The organism is Desulfosporosinus sp. HMP52 (assembly GCF_000765145.1).
Classification (GTDB): Bacteria; Bacillota; Desulfitobacteriia; order Desulfitobacteriales; family Desulfitobacteriaceae; genus Desulfosporosinus.
The window spans coordinates 164,744-183,628 of record NZ_JMGA01000018.1; the positions used below are offsets into that span (position 1 = coordinate 164,744).

General features: G+C 43.3%; 19 protein-coding genes. 18 read left to right on the forward strand and 1 reads right to left on the reverse strand.

Translation table 11 applies throughout. The features are described 5' to 3' along the window. Window positions 1-386: 386 nt before the first annotated feature. The 9 genes from dapF to DP73_RS07465 all read left to right on the forward strand — a co-directional run bounded on the left by dapF (window position 387) and on the right by DP73_RS07465 (window position 8,054). Complete coding sequence (gene dapF, locus DP73_RS07425) at window positions 387-1,232, forward strand: diaminopimelate epimerase (protein WP_034598546.1); 846 nt, start codon at window positions 387-389, stop codon at window positions 1,230-1,232. 230 nt (window positions 1,233-1,462) lie between these two features. Next, on the forward strand, window positions 1,463-2,341 hold the full coding sequence (locus DP73_RS07430) for a YicC/YloC family endoribonuclease (protein ID WP_034598735.1): 879 nt from the start codon (window positions 1,463-1,465) through the stop codon (window positions 2,339-2,341). 13 nt (window positions 2,342-2,354) lie between these two features. Then, window positions 2,355-2,630 carry a DUF370 domain-containing protein gene (locus DP73_RS07435; RefSeq protein ID WP_034598547.1) on the forward strand — a complete coding sequence of 92 codons (276 nt, stop codon included), beginning with the start codon at window positions 2,355-2,357 and terminating at the stop codon, window positions 2,628-2,630. A 10-nt stretch (window positions 2,631-2,640) separates the two neighbouring features. Next, window positions 2,641-3,246: a guanylate kinase gene (gmk, locus tag DP73_RS07440; protein WP_034598548.1), complete on the forward strand. Its 606-nt coding sequence runs from the start codon at window positions 2,641-2,643 to the stop codon at window positions 3,244-3,246. Then, the gene (gene rpoZ / locus DP73_RS07445) at window positions 3,247-3,459 is read left to right on the forward strand and encodes a DNA-directed RNA polymerase subunit omega (RefSeq protein WP_034598550.1); all 213 of its coding nucleotides are present in this window, start codon (window positions 3,247-3,249) and stop codon (window positions 3,457-3,459) included. Further along, a complete protein-coding gene (coaBC, locus tag DP73_RS07450) occupies window positions 3,453-4,646 on the forward strand; it encodes a bifunctional phosphopantothenoylcysteine decarboxylase/phosphopantothenate--cysteine ligase CoaBC (protein ID WP_034598551.1) in 1,194 nt (397 codons plus the stop codon). The genes rpoZ and coaBC overlap by 7 nt, the downstream gene beginning before the upstream one ends. A gap of 16 nt (window positions 4,647-4,662) precedes the next feature. Next, the gene (metK, locus tag DP73_RS07455; protein WP_034598552.1) at window positions 4,663-5,856 is read left to right on the forward strand and encodes a methionine adenosyltransferase; all 1,194 of its coding nucleotides are present in this window, start codon (window positions 4,663-4,665) and stop codon (window positions 5,854-5,856) included. 501 nt (window positions 5,857-6,357) lie between these two features. Beyond that, window positions 6,358-7,653: a phenylacetate--CoA ligase gene (locus DP73_RS07460; RefSeq protein WP_052090467.1), complete on the forward strand. Its 1,296-nt coding sequence runs from the start codon at window positions 6,358-6,360 to the stop codon at window positions 7,651-7,653. Then, window positions 7,653-8,054 carry an amino acid-binding protein gene (locus DP73_RS07465; RefSeq protein WP_034598553.1) on the forward strand — a complete coding sequence of 134 codons (402 nt, stop codon included), beginning with the start codon at window positions 7,653-7,655 and terminating at the stop codon, window positions 8,052-8,054. Before DP73_RS07460 ends, DP73_RS07465 begins: the two co-directional genes overlap by 1 nt. A 106-nt stretch (window positions 8,055-8,160) precedes the next feature. Here the strand turns inward: DP73_RS07465 and DP73_RS07470 are convergent, their stop codons facing one another. Then, window positions 8,161-9,390, reverse strand: a complete 1,230-nt coding sequence (locus tag DP73_RS07470; RefSeq protein WP_034598555.1) for a solute carrier family 23 protein — start codon at window positions 9,388-9,390, stop codon at window positions 8,161-8,163. Window positions 9,391-9,728: 338 nt separating this feature from the next. On the opposite strand from DP73_RS07470, the gene priA reads away from it, so the two are divergent. From priA to DP73_RS07515, 9 genes are all read left to right on the forward strand, one after another. Beyond that, a complete protein-coding gene (gene priA, locus DP73_RS07475; RefSeq protein WP_034598557.1) occupies window positions 9,729-12,008 on the forward strand; it encodes a primosomal protein N' in 2,280 nt (759 codons plus the stop codon). Between the two features lie 87 nt (window positions 12,009-12,095). Beyond that, window positions 12,096-12,548 (forward strand): peptide deformylase, encoded by a 453-nt coding sequence (gene def, locus DP73_RS07480; protein ID WP_034598560.1) that lies wholly within the window; start codon window positions 12,096-12,098, stop codon window positions 12,546-12,548. Window positions 12,549-12,599: 51 nt separating this feature from the next. Beyond that, window positions 12,600-13,571 (forward strand): methionyl-tRNA formyltransferase, encoded by a 972-nt coding sequence (fmt, locus tag DP73_RS07485; RefSeq protein ID WP_034598563.1) that lies wholly within the window; start codon window positions 12,600-12,602, stop codon window positions 13,569-13,571. A 124-nt stretch (window positions 13,572-13,695) separates the two neighbouring features. Next, window positions 13,696-14,388 carry a zinc metallopeptidase gene (locus DP73_RS07490; RefSeq protein WP_034598565.1) on the forward strand — a complete coding sequence of 231 codons (693 nt, stop codon included), beginning with the start codon at window positions 13,696-13,698 and terminating at the stop codon, window positions 14,386-14,388. Beyond that, window positions 14,381-15,745, forward strand: coding sequence for a 16S rRNA (cytosine(967)-C(5))-methyltransferase RsmB (gene rsmB, locus DP73_RS07495; protein WP_034598566.1), 1,365 nt, complete (start codon window positions 14,381-14,383; stop codon window positions 15,743-15,745). The genes DP73_RS07490 and rsmB overlap by 8 nt, the downstream gene beginning before the upstream one ends. A gap of 48 nt (window positions 15,746-15,793) precedes the next feature. Beyond that, window positions 15,794-16,867 carry a 23S rRNA (adenine(2503)-C(2))-methyltransferase RlmN gene (rlmN, locus tag DP73_RS07500; protein ID WP_128751389.1) on the forward strand — a complete coding sequence of 358 codons (1,074 nt, stop codon included), beginning with the start codon at window positions 15,794-15,796 and terminating at the stop codon, window positions 16,865-16,867. Beyond that, a complete protein-coding gene (locus DP73_RS07505; protein ID WP_034598570.1) occupies window positions 16,864-17,682 on the forward strand; it encodes an FhaA domain-containing protein in 819 nt (272 codons plus the stop codon). Before rlmN ends, DP73_RS07505 begins: the two co-directional genes overlap by 4 nt. 52 nt (window positions 17,683-17,734) lie before the next feature. Beyond that, on the forward strand, window positions 17,735-18,184 hold the full coding sequence (locus DP73_RS07510) for an FHA domain-containing protein (protein WP_014904519.1): 450 nt from the start codon (window positions 17,735-17,737) through the stop codon (window positions 18,182-18,184). Continuing rightward, window positions 18,165-18,884 carry a Stp1/IreP family PP2C-type Ser/Thr phosphatase gene (locus tag DP73_RS07515; RefSeq protein ID WP_034598582.1) on the forward strand — a complete coding sequence of 240 codons (720 nt, stop codon included), beginning with the start codon at window positions 18,165-18,167 and terminating at the stop codon, window positions 18,882-18,884. The genes DP73_RS07510 and DP73_RS07515 overlap by 20 nt, the downstream gene beginning before the upstream one ends. The last annotated feature ends 1 nt before the right edge of the window (window position 18,885 follow it).

Here is an 18,885-nt window from a genome sequence, read left to right on the forward strand (position 1 = left end):
GCGGTTGACCCACTTCAGTTGGCGTAGTATTCTTTTAGGGGGAATTACGTAATATATAGAAGTTTATTCCAGGCTGCCAGTCGTAAGACTCCTATCTTCTATAAGTACGAAAGCATCCAGTACGAAACCCGGGTGAGGGTTTCGCCCAAGCCGCCTGCTCCAAAGAAAAGCTTAACGGCGCAGGTTGCTTTCGCCGAACCGCAAACTACACAGAACAACTTTAGCGGTGAGGATGAGATAAGGGCTGCTACGTCCCTGGATAAGTTCTTCTAGGCTTCAGATGGACTAAGGTTAATTTCCAGATGTGGATTAATATTCAGGGTAAGAGGGCTGATATTTAATATGGTTCGTATAACGAAGCTGAACACAATTAGGGAGGGGACGAAATGGAGTTTATAAAAATGCAGGGTCTGGGAAATGATTTTGTTTTCCTTGATCGCTTCTCTGTTTCAGATGAAGATGGGACAGAAGATTATCCTGAACTGGCCAGAAAACTTTGTCACCGTCAATTTGGGATAGGTGGAGACGGCTTAATAGTGGTACTGCCTTCGAAGGTCGCGGACGCCAGAATGCGGATCTTTAATTCCGACGGTTCGGAACCGGAGATGTGTGGCAATGGTATACGTTGCTTTGCCCGTTATATCTTTGATCAAGGGTTAATTATCTCTGACCCGATGCTCGTCGAGACTGGGGCTGGTATCCTAAAGCTTAAGCTTTTTATTAAAGAGGGCCAGGTTCAGGGAGTACAGGTAGATATGGGGGAACCAATTTTGCGGGCTGATCTTATTCCGGTTTTGGGAGAAGGAGAACCTGTAGTTGGACAAACAATTGAAGTATTAGGTCAAAAATACTTATTTACCGCTGTTTCCATGGGGAATCCTCATTGTGTAATTTTTGTGGAGGATTTTTCAGCTTTGGATTTTGACAGAGTGGGCCCAGCAATTGAAAAGCATTCACTCTTTCCGCGTAAAACTAATGTTGAATTTATTCAAATTAACTCGCCTCAAGAAATAACAATGAAGGTATGGGAACGCGGTGCCGGACCAACACTAGCCTGTGGCACTGGGGCTTGCGCCTCTGTCGTGGCTGCCATTCTTAATAAACAGACTGAGCGTATCGTTACGGTTCATTTGCCCGGCGGAGATCTATTGATTGAGTGGGGACTTGATAATCGTGTCTATATGACGGGGCCGGGAAATTATGTTTTTAAAGGTGAATGGTTAGGACTTTAAGAAAACAAGAAAATGATTTTCCTAGAGGTGAAAAACCATTTCTTAGATAAAAGGACATGTGTTATAATAAAAGCGCAGCAGGATCTACCCCTGCTGTACTTTTATATTAGGACAGCAATTTTGAAATATTAACTGCCCCTTAAATATGAAGGTAGCAGACAAGGGATTTTTGGTAACAATATAATTAGGAAACAAAGTTGGAGGATCGAGTAAGAGAGGAAGTGATGGCTTTGTCTAACAGCATGACTGGATTTGGCCGGGGAGAAGCATGTGGAAATGGTTATCAAGTATCCTTTGAGCTGAAATCCGTTAATCATCGTTTTTTAGAAATTGTCGTGCGGATACCTCGAAACTATAATAGTTTTGAAGAACGAATACGTAAAGTATTACAAGATAATTTCCAGCGCGGTCGGATTGAAGTGCATGTTAATATGGTGGAAACAGAAGAACGAAAGAGATTGGTGAAGGTTGACAATGATTTGGCACTGTCGTATGATAAGACATTGAAAGATCTCGCCTTTGCGCTACATACGGAGTATGAAACAGATATTTATCGTTTAGTTAGTTTTCCTGAGGTTCTTACGGTGATAGAGCCTGAAATTGATCTCGCTGCTTTATGGCAGACATGTTTCGAAGCACTGTCTAAGGCAGTCGATGGATTTGGGCAAATGCGGCGTTCTGAAGGAGATAAATTAACCCAAGATCTTTTGCAGAGGTTAGACCTTATTGCTGAAAATTTACACACGATTGGTGAGCGTGCACCATATGTTGTAACAGACTACCAAGAACGCTTACAGGAACGGCTTCAGGCCCTCTTAGGTGAAGTTGAGTTAGATGGTGTTCGATTGGCAAACGAAGTTGCTTACTTCGCAGATCGAGGGTCAATCACAGAAGAGTTAATCCGATTTGACAGCCATCTTGCCCAAAGCAGAGAGGCTTTGAGAAGTGAGGAACCGGCAGGACGAAAACTTGATTTTTTAGTTCAAGAAATGAACCGAGAAATTAATACAATAGGATCAAAGGCCAATGACTTAATGATTGGTCAAAGAGTGATTAAGGTAAAAAGTGAACTGGAAAAAGTACGCGAGCAAGTTCAAAATTTAGAGTAATGGAGGATTCATCTTGGACATTAAGCTCATAAACATCGGATTTGGTAACATTGTATCTGCCAATCGGATTATTTCGATTGTTAGTCCAGAATCCGCCCCAATCAAACGTATTATTCAAGAAGCTCGTGATGCGGGCATGCTCATTGACGCTACTTATGGTCGGCGTACCCGGGCAGTGATTATCTGTGACAGCCATCATGTAATTCTGTCTGCAGTTCAGCCTGAAACTGTGGCTCATCGTCTTACAGCTAAAGAGTCGAGCAGCCATGTCGAAGACCCGACGGATTAGGGGTGGAGTAGTGGAACAAAGTCATGGATTATTAATTATCCTTTCCGGGCCTTCAGGGGCAGGAAAGGGAACCCTTTGCCAAGAATTACTCCGTCAGCTCCCTACCCTAAAGTATTCCGTCTCTATGACCACACGGAATTCCCGGCCTGGTGAAATTGATGGAATTCATTATTTCTTTCGTCAGAGGGAAGAATTTGAAGCTCTGATTGAAAGAGATGAGCTGTTGGAATGGGCCCAGTTTTGTGATAATTACTACGGAACACCGCGTTTTGCAGTTGAACAAGCAATCCAAGCAGGGCAGGATGTAATTTTGGAAATTGAGATTCAAGGAGCATTACAAGTTAAGAAGCGTTTTCCTCAAGGAGTTTTTACATTTATTGTTCCACCCTCAATGGACGCTCTTTCAGAGAGAATTCACAAACGGGGGACTGAAAGTGAGGAAGTTATTCAAAAGCGCTTAGCCGCTGCCATACATGAACTTGAATATGTAAGTGAATATGATTATGTTGTCGTTAATGATGAAGTTCCCGAGGCTGTTGATAAATTAAAAAGTATTTTGGTTGCAGAAAAATGCAGGGTAAAACGAAAACCGTTTGTTTTTGAAGGAGGAATTTAAGTGAAACAACCTTCACTCGATATTCTAATGAGTAAAGTAGATAGCAAGTATACACTAGTTATTGTAGTCGCTAAACGGGCGCGCCAGATAATGGAAGAAGCGAAGCACGAGGATTTAGCCAAGGGTGTAAAACCAGTCAGTATCTCTTTAGAAGAGATTTCTCAAAATCATCTCAACTACGAATGTAATCCTGAACTGAATGTGCAATGTTAACAGGAAAAAAAATCCTCGTTGGAATTTCCGGCGGAATTGCAGCTTATAAAGCTGCAGAAGTGGTTAGCCGTCTACGTAAGTTGAACGCTGAAGTCCATGTTGCTATGACTAAGTCAGCCACTGAATTTATTGCGCCTCTTACTCTTCGCAGCCTCTCAACAAATCCTGTGTATGTGGAGATGTTTGACGAACCAAAATTATGGAACGTTGAGCATATCGCTTTGGCAGAGCATGTTGATACAGTCATCGTCGCCCCTGCAACCGCTAATATTCTCGCGAAAATGGCTATGGGGCTGGCTGATGATTTTCTTTCGACTGTGCTCTTAGCAACCCGTTCCCCGATTTTCGTTGCCCCGGCAATGAACCAGGCAATGTATGATCATCCGGCGACACAAGAAAATCTTGCTCGGCTCAAAGGCCGCGGGATAAAGGTTATTGGACCCGGCACCGGGTTTCAGGCCTGTGGCACGGAAGGTGTAGGTCGGATGAGCGAACCGGTTGAAATTGTCGAAGCTATCACGTACTTTTTTTTAGAGTCTACTCGTTTAAAAGGAAAGAAAGTGCTTGTCACAGCAGGTGGGACTCAAGAACCCTTGGATCCAGTTCGTTTTCTGGGTAATCGTAGTTCTGGGCGGATGGGGTATGCTATAGCTCAAGCCATGCAGGAAGCTGGCGCAGAGACTATTCTTGTCAGTGCACCTACAGATTTGCCGGTACCCAAGGGTGTTAAGCGTGTTTCTGTGCAGACAGCCCTTGAAATGCACGATGTGGTTCTTGATAATTTCTTAAACATGGATGTTATTGTTAAAGCTGCAGCGGTTGCAGATTACCGCCCAGCTAGTAACGCCGAGCAGAAGATTAAAAAGGATGGAACTAACCGTACGATTGAGCTGGTTCCCAATCCTGATATATTAGCTGAACTTGGGCGCAGGAAAACCTCTCAGGTTCTAATTGGATTTGCCGCTGAGACTGAGAATCTTCTCGCTTATGCCCAAGAAAAAATGCACAGGAAGAATGTTGACCTGCTTGTAGCAAACGATGTTACTAAACCTGGTGCTGGGTTTGGAAGTCCAACAAATATTGTCAGCTTTCTCTTTCCGGATGGAAGAAGAATAGATTTTCCTCAAATGAGCAAATTAGAGATTGCACGTAATCTCGTTGACGAGATTGTCAATCTCCTCGGTTAACAAAGGAGTGAAGTAATTGGCTAAAAAATTATTTACGTCAGAATCTGTAACAGAGGGGCATCCTGATAAGATTTGTGATCAGATTTCCGATGCCATCTTAGATGCCATTTATACCTTAGACCCCAATGCTCGTGTAGCTTGTGAAACCACAGTTACAACGGGATTAGTTCTTGTTAGTGGAGAAATCACGACTTCTTGTTATGTGGATATTCCCCATGTTGTTCGCGAGACAGTTCGTGAAGTTGGTTATACTCGTGCTAAATACGGTTTCGATGCGGATACTTGTGCAGTATTGACATCAATAGGAGAACAATCTGCAGATATTGCCATGGGTGTCGATAAGGCTTTAGAAGCAAAGAATGGCGAAATGACAGATACTGATATTGATGCTATAGGAGCAGGCGACCAAGGCATGATGTTTGGCTATGCCACCAATGAAACAGAAAGCTATATGCCTCTTCCTATAGATTTGGCTCATCGCCTTGCCCGCAGATTAAGCGAAATGAGAAAATCTAATCATTTAACCTACCTGCGTCCTGACGGAAAAACTCAGGTTACTGTGGAATATGAGGATAATAAGCCGGTTAGAGTTGATACGATTGTAATCTCTACTCAGCATCACCCGGATGTTACGAATGAGCAAATCCGCAGAGACTTGCTTCAATATGTAGTTTATCCAACGGTTCCTAAAGAACTATTGAACGAAGATACCAAGTATTTCATCAATCCGACTGGACGGTTTGTAATTGGAGGTCCTCAAGGAGATTGTGGACTTACCGGGCGAAAAATTATTGTGGACACTTACGGTGGAATGGCCCGTCATGGCGGAGGGGCTTTCTCTGGTAAGGATCCCACAAAAGTTGATCGTTCGGCGGCTTATGCGGCTCGTTATGTAGCAAAAAACGTAGTTGCAGCAGGCTTAGCCGATCGTTGCGAAATCCAAATTGCTTATGCAATCGGGGTAGCTCGACCTGTATCAGTCTCTGTTGAGACCTTTGGCACTGGAAAAATTGCTGATGAAAAAATTGTTGAGTTTATACAACAAACATTTGACCTTAGACCGGCAGGAATCATTAAAGCTTTAGATCTTCGACGCCCCATTTACCGTCAAACAGCTGCTTACGGTCATTTCGGCCGAACTGATCTGGATCTTCCTTGGGAAAGAACAGATAAAGTCGAAGCCTTAAGAAAGCTGGCAGGTTTGAAATAATAATCAATAGGCAGTACAAAGTTGCTGCTGAAGGAAAAAGACTCTATAAAATAGCATATAAAGGCAGGTGGTATTAATCCACCTGCCTTTATGTTCTGTCAGAAAGAGTGAACCAGCTAAAACTGAACGACGGGGTCAACCATTTGAATTTGATCTGTGTACTGCCCATTATTGATTACCAGGCTTTTGGGAACGCGGATATATACAATCTGCTCTCCAAAATTTGTGGACATCTCATGAATAGGATAATTTTGATTGCTAAATTGATTTGTTGTAGAGTCTGCCTCAAGGCATTAATGATGGAATGCACTAATTGAATTTTATTCTCAAATGCTATTCCTGTAAACAGATTTTCCAATCATTAGAGGCTTTGGCATGAGGAAAAATAGGTGGTATGATATTCGAAACTGTAGTATATTAGATCATATAATTGTGTTTCAGTATGATATCTGTTATAGAAACTATATTTAGTTTAAACAAATTGAAATAGGGGATGGGGTTATGGACTTAGCAAATAATGTATCACAGGAAACGGAACGTACAGAGGAACAGTGGCTGGAGGGACTTCGAAAAACGGTAGAGATGGTTTTGCCTATACAGCACTATCAAGAAAGCTATGGGGCGATAGGGATTAAGAGTGCAACAGATATTAAATCTCTTAAGGATTTTCAGAAACTACCCCTTACTACTAAAGAAGATCTGCGCAAGAATTATCCCTTTGGGCTTTTTGCAGAACCGATGGAGAATATTGTTCGACTACATGCCTCTTCTGGAACAACGGGTAAGCCGACAGTTGTAGGTTATACTCGCGAGGACATCACACTTTGGGCTAGAATTGTCGCTAATAGTCTTAAAAGAGCAGGCGTAACTAAAAAGGACGTTGTGCAAATTGCTTATGGATACGGATTATTTACCGGTGGAATGGGACTACACTATGGATGCGAAGAATTAGGAGCAATTGTTGTTCCCATCTCAGGGGGAAATACCGCTCGCCAACTTATGCTTATGCGGGATTTTGGCACAACTGTTTTAGCCTGTACACCTTCCTATGCCCTATATTTAGCAGAGAGTCTCGAAGAATCAGGTATTTCCCGGGATGAGCTGAAATTAAAAATTGGGGTTTTTGGTGCTGAGCCTTGGACTGAAGGCATGAGGGAAGAAATCGAACAACGGCTCGGAATCAAAGCTTACGATATTTACGGTCTTAGTGAAACTATGGGACCTGGTGTAGCAATGGAGTGTCCTGCCCATAAGGGGTTACATATTGATGAACATTTTTATCCGGAGATCCTCGATGAAGAAGGAAATCCGCTGGCTGTTGGAGAACGAGGAGAATTAGTCATTACTAGCTTAGACAAAAAAGGTTTTCCCGTTCTGCGCTATCGAACCAAAGATTTAACAACCTTGCATTATGGCACCTGTTCTTGTGGGCAAGTAGGTTGGACGATGGATCGTGTCTCCGCTCGAGTGGACGATATGCTGATTATCCGTGGAGTTAATGTCTTCCCAAGTCAAATTGAAGAAGCGATTCTTCTTGAAGGATTTGAACCTCATTATTTGCTGGTTGTATACCGAGTTGGCAATTTGGATCAACTAGAGGTTCAAGTAGAAGTCAACGAAACCAGCTTTTTTGACGAAGTCCGCGAGTTAGAGGCCCGTCAACAACGCCTGCATAAGAGAATTGAAGACGTTCTGGGGATTTCTGTACGTATTCGGCTTGTTGAACCTAAGAGTATTCCGCGCAGTGAGGGAAAAGCTGTAAGGGTTGTCGATAAACGAAATAAGGAGGTAAAATAATGCTTCAATTATCGATTTTTTTAGAAAATGCTAAAGGACGATTAGCGGAGGTCATAAGTCTTTTAGCGGAATGCAAGGTTAATTTGCGGGCTTTGTCATTAGCTGATACCAAAGATTATGGAGTGCTTAGAATCATCGTAGATGATCCGGAAGGAACTGCCCTTAAATTACGCGAACGAAAAGTTGTGGTTTCTTTGACCCCCGTTTGGGTGCTCAAGGTTCCTGACCGCACAGGCGGGCTAGCTGAAGTACTAAACCAGCTCGTCCAACAAGATGTAGTTGTGGAATACATGTATGCCTTTGTTGAGAAAGAGAACGAGCAGGCCTTAGTTGTGCTCAGAGTTCAAGATAAGGGGATTATGGAAAAGGCCATGCAGACACTTAATCTCCCAGTACTTTAAAGAAGAAGTTATATGACTGGGGACACCCACTTATAGTGATGGTGTCCCCAGTTTTTTGTTCTCGATCAAAAGAAAAAGGACGCTTACGCGTCCTTTAAACTATTGTTTACTTATTCAATTTACCACTGGGGTTTTCGGAATGTCCTCTCAAAACGAGGTTTAAGGTTATTCCGACAATAGTAGCCCAGGCTACGCTATGTTCCGGAAGTCCGATTCCGAGAGCAAAGATGACTGAGGCAATAATGAGGTTTTTTGTTTCGGAAAAATCTATTTTAGCTTCGATAAGCGTACGTAATCCTGCTGCGCCGATCATCCCGAAAAGGAGTATACAAACTCCGCCCATTACCGCTGTAGGAATAGACATGATAGCAGCTTGTAAAGGGTTAATCATACTAAAGGCGATGGCCAGAAAGGCGGCAATCCAGATATTAAAAGTGCTGTATACTCTTGTTACTGCTAAGACTCCAATGTTTTCACCATAGGTGGTGACAGGAGGGCCGCCGATAAAGCTGGCTACGGCAGTAGCTAACCCGTTACCAAAGAGGACTCTGTGAAATCCCGGGTTTTTAATAGGATCCGAATGAGTGATGTTGCCCAGAACTATCATGTGTCCTAAATCCTCAATGATGGTCACCATGGCTAAGGGGGCCATTACTAAGATGGCTGCTTTGTCTAAGCTGGGCAGTTGAAAGCCGCTTCCTAACTGAACGGGAAAGAGGAAAAACTTTTCGGGCTTTAAAGTGGCTAAAATAGGTGCATAATCCACAAGTCCCATGCCCGCGGAAACGATATAACCGATAATGATTGCAACTAAGATGGGAATAATCTTGAAAAAGCCTTTAGCATAAACGGAAAGGAGAGCTGCAACGGCTAAAGTAAAAGCGGCGATATACCAATTGCCGGAGGCCATATCGGCAGCTACCGGAGTCAGGCTTAAGCCGATAATGGCAACGACCGGCCCAGCTACTATAGGGGGAACAATAGTATGAATCCATTGTGTTCCGAAAGCGGCCATCAGCAGATAGAGGACGATATACACAACGCCAACTGCTAAAACTCCGCCCATAGCTCCGGAAGTGTTACCGGATTGAACGAAGGTGGTTAAAGCAGCAATGTAAGCAAATGAGGAACCGAGATAGGCGGGAACTCTGCTTTTGGTCAGTAATAAGAATATAATAGTACCGATTCCTGAGGAAAGGAGAGCTACTGATGGACTCAGACCGGTTAAAAAAGGAACTAAAACTGTTGCGCCAAACATGGCAAAGACATGCTGTAAACCGAGGGGAATCGCTTGGGCAAGGGGGAGCTTCTCGTGAATCTGAACTTCTGTCGACATAATTTTACCTCCTCTTTCTAACAAAAAACCTCTTCCCCGCCCGCAAGCAAGAAAGAGGTGTCCATGTAAAAATCATGGTTCGCCATTCCCTTCTTAGTCTCACGGGACTAATTTAAAGGTTAGGGATTTAACTGTCCTAAAGCATATCACAAGTTATTCTACTTTGACAAGAGAAATTTGCTATTAGTTGTGAAATAAATCTTAATAATGCCGATTTATAGCAACTTATAGATGTTAACCTACGTTGTAATCCGAAGCTAAGATTTGATATAATGTATTTTGACCAATATTGACATTAGCGCTGTTGATTAACATCGTTTAATTAAGGAGGCCACATCATGTTTCGCTATGCTGAAGTATTGGTTGATGTAGCAAATCGGCGTCTGGATCAGAGCTATCATTATAGTATTCCAGAACATCTTTGTATAAAGTCTGGAATGAGAGTACTGATCCCGCTTCAAAATCGAAAGGTTCAAGGGCTGGTAGTCAACGTGCTGAATGATCTGCCAGAGGGATTAGACAGTATTAATCTAAAACCTGTGCTGGAAATTGCCGAGAGGGATAGTCTGGTTCCTGAAGATTTAATTGAACTTGCCCAATGGCTGGCGCAAACAACAGTCTGTTCTGTAGCCCAAAGTCTACATACAGTCTGGCCGCTCCTAAAAGGGAAGGTGGAAGAGTGGATTGTTCCGTTAGCAACAATGGAGGATACAGATATTCAGGCTCTGCAATGGCTGGATTCCGAGGCTTTTAGGGCCCTAACTGTTCTTAACCGAGCAAGAAAAAAAGCTATTCCTCTGAAAACTTTCTTAAAGCGAGCGGATGTCACCCAGGGGATGCTTGAGAAACTACTCAAACAAGGATGGGTAAAAAAAGAGGTTCGCTTTCTTACGACGAGAGAAGATTCTTCTCCTAAGCAGTCCACTGCTGAAGGGCCAAAAAACGAGACAAAAAATGTGGATACTTCGAGGGATAGAACCTACGAGTTGACTAAGGAACAGTCATCAGCTGTGCAGGGTGTATTGAGTTCGTTAGAAGAAGGTGCGTCTCAAACAGTATTATTACATGGTGTAACTGGTAGTGGAAAAACAGCAGTCTATCGAGAATTGATTGCTCAGGTTTTAGCTCAAGGTGGAGATGCCATTCTTCTGGTGCCTGAGATATCTTTAACATCACAAGTTGCACGTTATTTCGAGAGTCAATTCGGGGAGCAAGTTATTATCTTACACTCGGGTATACGTCAGCGGGATAAGATGAAGGCATGGGCGGACATTGTGTCAGGGAATAAACGAATTGTGATTGGTGCACGTTCCGCAGTGTTTGCGCCTTTGCCCAATTTGCGCCTGATTATTTTGGATGAGGAACACGATGGGGCATATAAACAGGATGAAAACCCGAAATACCATGCGCGGGATGTTGCTCGTAAAAGGATGGATCAACTCAAAGGTGTGGTTCTCCTTGGAAGTGCAACACCATCCTTAGAAGCCTATGCGGCGGCGCAATCAGGTAAAATTCGTATGGTAACTATGACTTCGAGGATCGGAAAGAGTGTATTGCCGACTGTTGAAATCGTGGATATGCGAGAGGAACTTCGCCAGGGCAACCGCAGTATATTCTCCCTGACCTTACAGCAAAAATTACAGGAAAGGCTGGTTCGAGGAGAGCAAGCTATGCTTTTCTTAAATCGGAGAGGGTATTCAACCTTTGTAATTTGTCGTGACTGTGGGTATGTAGTCAGTTGTTCCAATTGTGAGATTGCCTTGACTTATCATACTCAAGGGCAGGCGATGCGATGCCATTATTGCGACCATCAAGAATTGCCGCCCCATACGTGCCCAAATTGTAAAAGTAGATTTATTCGGTTTTTCGGGCAGGGAACTCAACGTGTGGAGGAAGAGCTCCAAGGTCTCTTGCCAGAGGTTCCGATCTTGCGTTTGGATTTTGATACAACCAGGTCTGCTGAAGGGCATAACATAATCTTGAATAAATTTAGGCGCCAGGAAGCTTCAATACTTGTAGGAACGCAAATGATGGCCAAAGGCTTAGATTTTCCTAATGTTACTTTGGTCGGGGTGATTGCCGCTGATCAAACCCTTAACATGCCGGATTTTCGAGCCCGGGAGCGCACGTTTCAACTTTTGACTCAGGTTGCTGGGCGGGCGGGCCGGAGTACAAAACCCGGTGAGGTGGTAATACAAACCTACTCTCCCCAGGATAGTGCTATTCTAAGAGCCTCACACCATGATTTTGAAGGTTTTTTTTGGGAGGAGATCCGTTATCGCAAAGAACGAAAATACCCACCCTATACACATATCTTAAGAGTTTTATTGTTGCATGAGAAAGAGGATCGTGTTATTAAAGGTGCTAATGAATTAGGCGCTTGCTTACAACAAGGAATGCGAGAACCTAAATTTGGAAATACTGACTTGGATATTCTTGGCCCCGCGCCTGCCGTCTTAGTTAGACTCAGGAACCAGTGGAGATGGCAAATTTCTGTCAAAGGAAAACGGCAGGATTTACTGAGAGAGTTTTTGCATCAGGGAGTACAAAGGTTTTTTAGAAGTTCGGCTAGTAATGGAATTATATTAAACATTGAGGTTGATCCACTCTCAAGTTAATGGTGTAATATTCCTAGAATTTGCATTTGAATTTATTAATTCATTGGATTCTTTGTAAGGGTTTTATAATGAAAGGAGTAATCAGAAATGGCTGTTTATAAAATTGTAGAAATTGGTGCAGATGTTCTGCGTGAAAAGGCTAAAGAGGTTAAAGAAGTTAACGAATCAATCATCAAGCTTTTGGATAACATGGTGGATACAATGCATGCCGCAGAGGGAGTAGGGTTGGCAGCCCCGCAAATAGGGGTTTCTAAGAGAGTAATTGTCGTTCAAGTAGACGATGTGCTGGTAGAGCTGATTAATCCGGAAATTTTAGAAAAAGAAGGAGCTAACAGCGCAGAGGAAGGGTGTTTAAGTATTCCCAATATGACCGGAGACGTGGTAAGGGCTGCGAAAGTTCGAGTGCAAGGGTTGAACCGAAAAGGAGAGATGGTCGATATTCGGGCGGAGAAATTATTAGCTCGCGCTTTACAGCACGAGATCGATCATCTAGAAGGAATACTTTTTGTAGATGTTGCGAAGAAAACCTATCGAGCCTAAAGTTCGAACCACTAACTACGAACAACGAATCACGAGTAAAGGGGGAGTAGTATGCGTGTAGTTTTTATGGGTACCCCTGATTTTGCTGTACCTACATTGAGAGCCTTAGCGGAGAGTGGTCAAGATATAGTGGGAGTTTTCACTCAACCTGATCGACCGGCGGGCCGCGGAAAGAACTTAAAACCCAGTCCCGTAAAAGTTGCTGCTGAAGAATTAGGTCTATCTATTTTTCAACCCAGCTCAATAAAAACTCAGGACTGGATTCAACAACTAAAGGATTTAGCTCCCGAGAGTATTATTGTGGTGGCATACGGGCAAATTCTCCCTAAAGAGATCCTTGGATTGCCTAAACATGGATGTATTAATGTCCATGCTTCACTGCTTCCGGCTTATCGCGGAGCAGCTCCAATCCATTGGGCGGTAATGAAGGGAGAAACCGTTACGGGAGTAACCACTATGCTGATGGATGAAGGACTGGATACAGGGGATATGCTCCTAAAACGGGAAATCATCATTAAACCTGAATCAACCACGGGAGAAATTCACGATGAGTTGGCGACTATAGGTGCAGAGCTTCTAATTGATACTTTAAACCTGATTGAAGTAGGGAGAGTCATACCGACACCTCAAACAGGGGAGTCCAATTATGCACCTCTTTTAAAACGAGTGCATGAAGGATTAGATTGGTCTCGTAGGGCGGTTGATTTACATGATCAAATTCGTGGATTAAACCCATGGCCGGGTGCATTTGCTAAATTTCGAGGAGAAAACTTCAAAGTTTGGCGGAGCTTACCCTTTTTCCCACCAGCTGAGGTTGTAGAAACGGAAACAGAACATGTAGAATCAAAGGCAACGGTCAATTGTCCAGGTCAGATTATTCAAGTGCTTGGAGACAGTTTACTTGTTCAGACCGGTGAGGGGATACTCCGTGTGATTGAGGTTCAACCGGCAGGGAAACGCGCGATGCCGGCACGGGACTTCATAAACGGTCGCCACGGTCAAGTAGGAGAAGTTTTTGAGTAAACTCGTTTAGCTAAAGTTGAACACCGAGGCTTCAAGGGGAGATTCTATCCCTAAGCCTTTTTAGCGGTTAGAAATTTTCAATTAGCTTGTTATTAACTATTAACTATTAAAAGGAGGTTCGCTTATGCCTTTTTTTTGGGATCCGACGATGGTTCTTCTAATTCCGGCGATATTACTTTCGTTATTTGCTCAATTTAAGATATCTTCATCTTATAATCGTTACTCTAAAGTTCGTGCACAGTCAGGGCTTACAGGGGCTCAAGTAGCCCGAGGTATCTTAAATAGCAATGGTCTCTACGATGTACGGGTAGAACCGGTTGGAGGCCGACTTTCTGACCATTATGATCCGCGAACCAGGATTATTAGACTTAGTGAGGACGTTTTTCATGGCAGCTCTCTTTCTTCTATCGCTGTTGCGGCGCATGAAACAGGGCACGCTTTACAGCATGCCTCAGGGTATTTTCCCATGCAGCTCAGGTCTTCATTTGTGCCTGTTGCCAATATTGGCAGTGGGGCAGGTCCGATTTTAATTATGATTGGTCTTTTTATGCCGACCTATGGGTGGCTTCTGGAACTAGGGATCTTTGCTTTTGCCTTTGCTGTACTCTTTCAAGTGATTACCCTTCCGGTAGAATATAATGCCAGCAGTAGAGCTTTATCTCTTTTACAAGAAGGGCGAATGCTGGGAAGTGAGGAAATCGGTGGAGCACGTTCAGTGTTAAATGCAGCTGCTTTAACTTATGTGGCAGCCGCTTTGGCGGCGATCCTCCAATTACTGAGATTCATGCTGATAGCTCGGGGTAGAAGTGATGATTAAAGAGACTGCTCGTGGAATGGCTGTCAATCTGCTGACACGTGTCGAAGTAGAGGGCGCCTATGCTAATCTTCTTTTGCAAAAAAACATCTCCAGGTTGACAGATTCTAGAGATCGACAATTTGTAACGCTTCTGGTAAATGGTGTGCTAAAACATAGATTAACCCTAGATTACGCTCTAAGAAAGCATTTGAGCAAACCAATGTCGTCACTTCCTCACGAAGTCAGGGCAATTTTACGAATTGGGGCTTTCCAAATTCTTTATATGGATAAAGTGCCCCCAGCGGCAGCAATTAATGAAAGTGTTGAATTAGCCAAAAACTATCCTAAATTTCCTGGGTTAGTAAATGTGGTCTTACGTAAAGTTATGGAAAAAGGGTGGGATATTCCTTGGCCGGATCTGAAACGTGAACCGGCTCGTTATCTCTCAGTACGCTATTCACATCCCGAATGGTTGATTCAACGTTGGCTGAAACGCTGGGGAGCTGAGGAAACTGAAGCTTTATGCAAAGTTAATAATGAGCCAGCTCAAACTTGGATTCGAACAAATACCTTGAAAATTTCACGAGAGGCCTTGAAAGAGCGTTTAATTAGTGAGGGAATTAGCGTGGAATTAGGGCTCTTAGTGCCTGAGAGCTTAAAGATTCAAGATTTTGGTGCTTTAGAACAATTGGCAAGCTTTCAGGAGGGGCTGTTTACCGTTCAAGATGAAAGCTCCCAGTTGGTTGCCCATGTGGTTGATCCGAAACCGGGACAGTCTGTATTAGATACTTGTAGTGCTCCGGGTGGAAAATCTACTCACCTGGCCCAGCTAATGCAAAACAAAGGTGAGATCCAAGCCTTTGATATCCATAATCACAAATTAGAACTTATTGGGCAGTTAGCGACGAAACTGGGTATAACAATTATTCAGCCTCAGTTCGGCGATGCCCGAGATTTGCCTGGGATAAGGTTGGAATCTCAAGATCGTGTTCTTGTTGACGTTCCCTGTTCCGGATTGGGAGTTCTTCGACGCAGAGCAGATCTGCGCTGGCAAAAAGAAGAACAAGGCCTTCAGGAGTTACCTTCATTGCAATTTGCAATTTTAGAACGGGCTGCATCTTGTGTCAAAGAAGGTGGAACTCTCGTTTATTCAACTTGTACAATCGAGCCTGAGGAAAACTTCGAACTTGTTAAGAAGTTTCGGACCGCCCATCCGGAGTTTGAACCGGTTAATCTGGTTGAAGATCTCCCCTTTAGACTTGAGGAGAAGCGAGATATTCAACAAGCAAGTAAAGGGATGTTACAGCTTATGCCTCATCGTCATGGAACTGATGGATTCTTTTTAGCAAAATTTCGGCGAACTAATCCGCAAGAATAAAACAATTTTATTAATCAGGAAGTTTAACTGGAATGAATTGGGTGAATAATAACTATTATGGAAAGAATTGAGTTGCGGGGTTGTTTAGAAGATGAACTGATTGAGATCTGTCAGAAAATAGGGTTAAAAAGATTTCGGGCAATCCAATTGTTTCAATGGGTGCAACAGAAAGCTGTGCGTTCCTGGGATGATATAAAAAACATAAGTAAAAGTGACCTGGAAACATTAAGCAATCACTTACATTTTTCTGTCTTAAATAAGGTTCGTGAGCAACGCTCTAAGGACGGTACACGAAAATATTTGTTTCGTCTTGAAGATGGTGAGACGATTGAGTGTGTCTTGATGGATTATGCCAGGTTAAAAGCTCGGGATAGACATACGATTTGTGTGTCAACTCAAGTTGGATGTCCTGTGGGGTGTGCGTTTTGTGCTACAGGCTTAGAAGGCTTTAGGCGCAACTTGAGTGCTGCCGAAATTGTAAGTCAAGTATTAGATATTTCTCAAGATATTCGGCAAGAGGATCCTGATTTTCAAGTAACGAATATCGTATTTATGGGAATGGGAGAACCCATGCTCAATTACGATCAGGTTCTTAAATCAATCCGGGTTTTGAATCAAGCTCAGGGGTTGAATATTGGTATGAGGAGGATGACAATTTCTACGTCTGGAGTTGTACCAAAAATTATTCAGTTAGCTAAGGATAATTCTCAAGTGGGTCTTGCAGTATCCCTTCATGCAGCAGACGATAGCACGCGAGATAAATTAATTCCTATGAATCGCCGCTATCCTTTGAGTGAACTAATGGAAGCATGTCGGGAGTATAGCAGAATAACTCATCGCCGGATTACCTTTGAAGTTGCTTTGACTGCTGATAATTCGAAGCCAGCTGAAGCTGAGGCTCTTGCTCGATTATTAAAGGGTCAGTTAGGACATGTTAATCTGATTCCGGTCAATCCAGTAGTTGGAACTGGTATGGAGCGTCCTAGTCAAGAGAAAATTGTGAAGTTTGCCCAGGTGTTAGAAGATGCAGGGATTTCTGTTTCTTCCCGTGAAGAACGGGGTACAGATATTGATGCAGCTTGCGGTCAACTTCGCCGACAGTGGGAGGGTAAGTTAGTATGAGCCTATTGGCCCGATTTGAAGGGATGGCCGAGTTTCTCTTTACTGAAGCATTTAAAAAAAGTGCCTCCCGCCTTCAACCAGTGGAAATCGCCAAGGAACTTGTGAAGGCAATGCTTAAAAATAAGCAGGTAAGCATCTCTCAAGTATATGTACCCAACATTTATCGGGTATACCTCCATTCCAAGGATTGGGGGCCAATAGCAAGTTTTGGAGATGCTTTTCTCATTGAGTTATCAAAATACTTGTTTGCAGAGGCAGAACGTAATGGTTATACATTCCTAACTAAGCCTGCTATCGAGTTGCATTCTGATGAGACTGTTAGTCCCCGGCAAATGGCTATTGAAGTCGACTTTGATGACTCAATTGTCGTTGACTGGGGAGAGGATGATCAGGAGACAGCAAAAGATAACGAACAACTTCAACTTAATCAATCGAATTGGCGAGAAAGCACGACAATCTTTAGAGATAGTGTCAAGAATAACTTGTCAGTCGAGGGAATAGCCGGCAGGAATTCAAATTACTATATAGAAATTATAGAAGGGCCGGATATGGGGCAGAAGTTTTCACTTCAGGATGAAGAAGCTATTGTTGGTCGTCATAGCCAATGTAATTTGGTGCTTCATGATCCTGAAATTTCCAGAAGACACCTAAAGATTGCCCCGGGAGGAGATAACGGTTGGTGGCTTGATGACTTAGGAAGTACGAATGGAACCTTTGTCAATGGTCAACGAATCACCCATCATACAACCGCTCCCGGAGATCGTATAACCATCGGACAAAGTACATTGGTTATACAAAGATCCCCTCTGCCGTGATGTTATAGAGAATTAGTGGTGTTCAACCTCTATTTTCGACTGGGAGGCTTGTATGCAATTTGTTTTAGTGATAGGACGGCTTGCTTTTGTTGCCCTTATCTACCTTTTTATATTTCGCATTTTTACAGCTCTTTTGGCGGATCTCCAAATGAAGGGAGTTTTTCAACGCTCATCCAATGAATGTGGGCGTTTAGAGGTTCTTACCGGAGGAGAAACCCTTTCACGAGGGCGCGTCTTTAAAGTGGATGGGAAGGGGCTGCGTGTAGGAAGAGGCAAGCACAACGATATTGTTTTGCCGGATCATTTTGCATCCATTGATCACGCTGTTTTTCGGTTGCAAAAAGGACAAACCATATTGGAAGACTTGGGAAGTACGAATGGAACCTGGGTTAATGGAGAGCAAATCCATTCTCCGGTTCAAATGGTAGCTGGAGACTATGTGAAAATTGGAAGCATTACCTTCCAATACTCGAGGTGGCAAAATGAGAGTTCTAAGCTTTAGTGAAAAAGGTTGTATTCGAAAAAATAATGAGGATTCTTTTTTGGTGTTATCGGCGGAAGGTCTTTATGCTGTTGCTGATGGTATGGGAGGACACCGAGCAGGCGAAGTGGCTTCATCCGTAGCCTTGCATGAGCTGGAGATGTGGATCCCCCGTTTGGAGGGTCTGGAAGAGCTGGCCTTGGAAAACGGATTAACTGAAGCCTTTGTTCAAGCAAATCGGGTTGTACATGAATCGTCATTGACTGAACCGGATAATGCCGGGATGGGGACAACATTGACGGTATTGTTGATCAGAAATGAGAAAGTGGTTATTGCCCATGTCGGTGATAGTCGAGCGTATCTATGGCGAAATGAGATGCTAACACCTTTAACTATGGATCATTCCTTAGTTGGGGAACTTGTTAGATTAGGCCAGATCTCCCTCGATGAAGCTAAAAAACACCCTCAACGCAATGTTTTAATGCGTGCAGTTGGAGCAGATCCCACCATTGAAGTAGATTGCAGGAGCATTGGTTTGCAATCGAAAGATGTATTCCTCCTATGCACAGATGGCTTTTCAAATATGATCAGCGACCAGGAACTAACGGAAGAATTTCTTGAACCCAGCTCCTGGGAAGAACGGTTTGAAAAATTAAGAAATCTGACGCTGGAAAGAGGAGCCCCGGATAATTTTACAGCCTTGTGCTGTATTATGGAGTAAT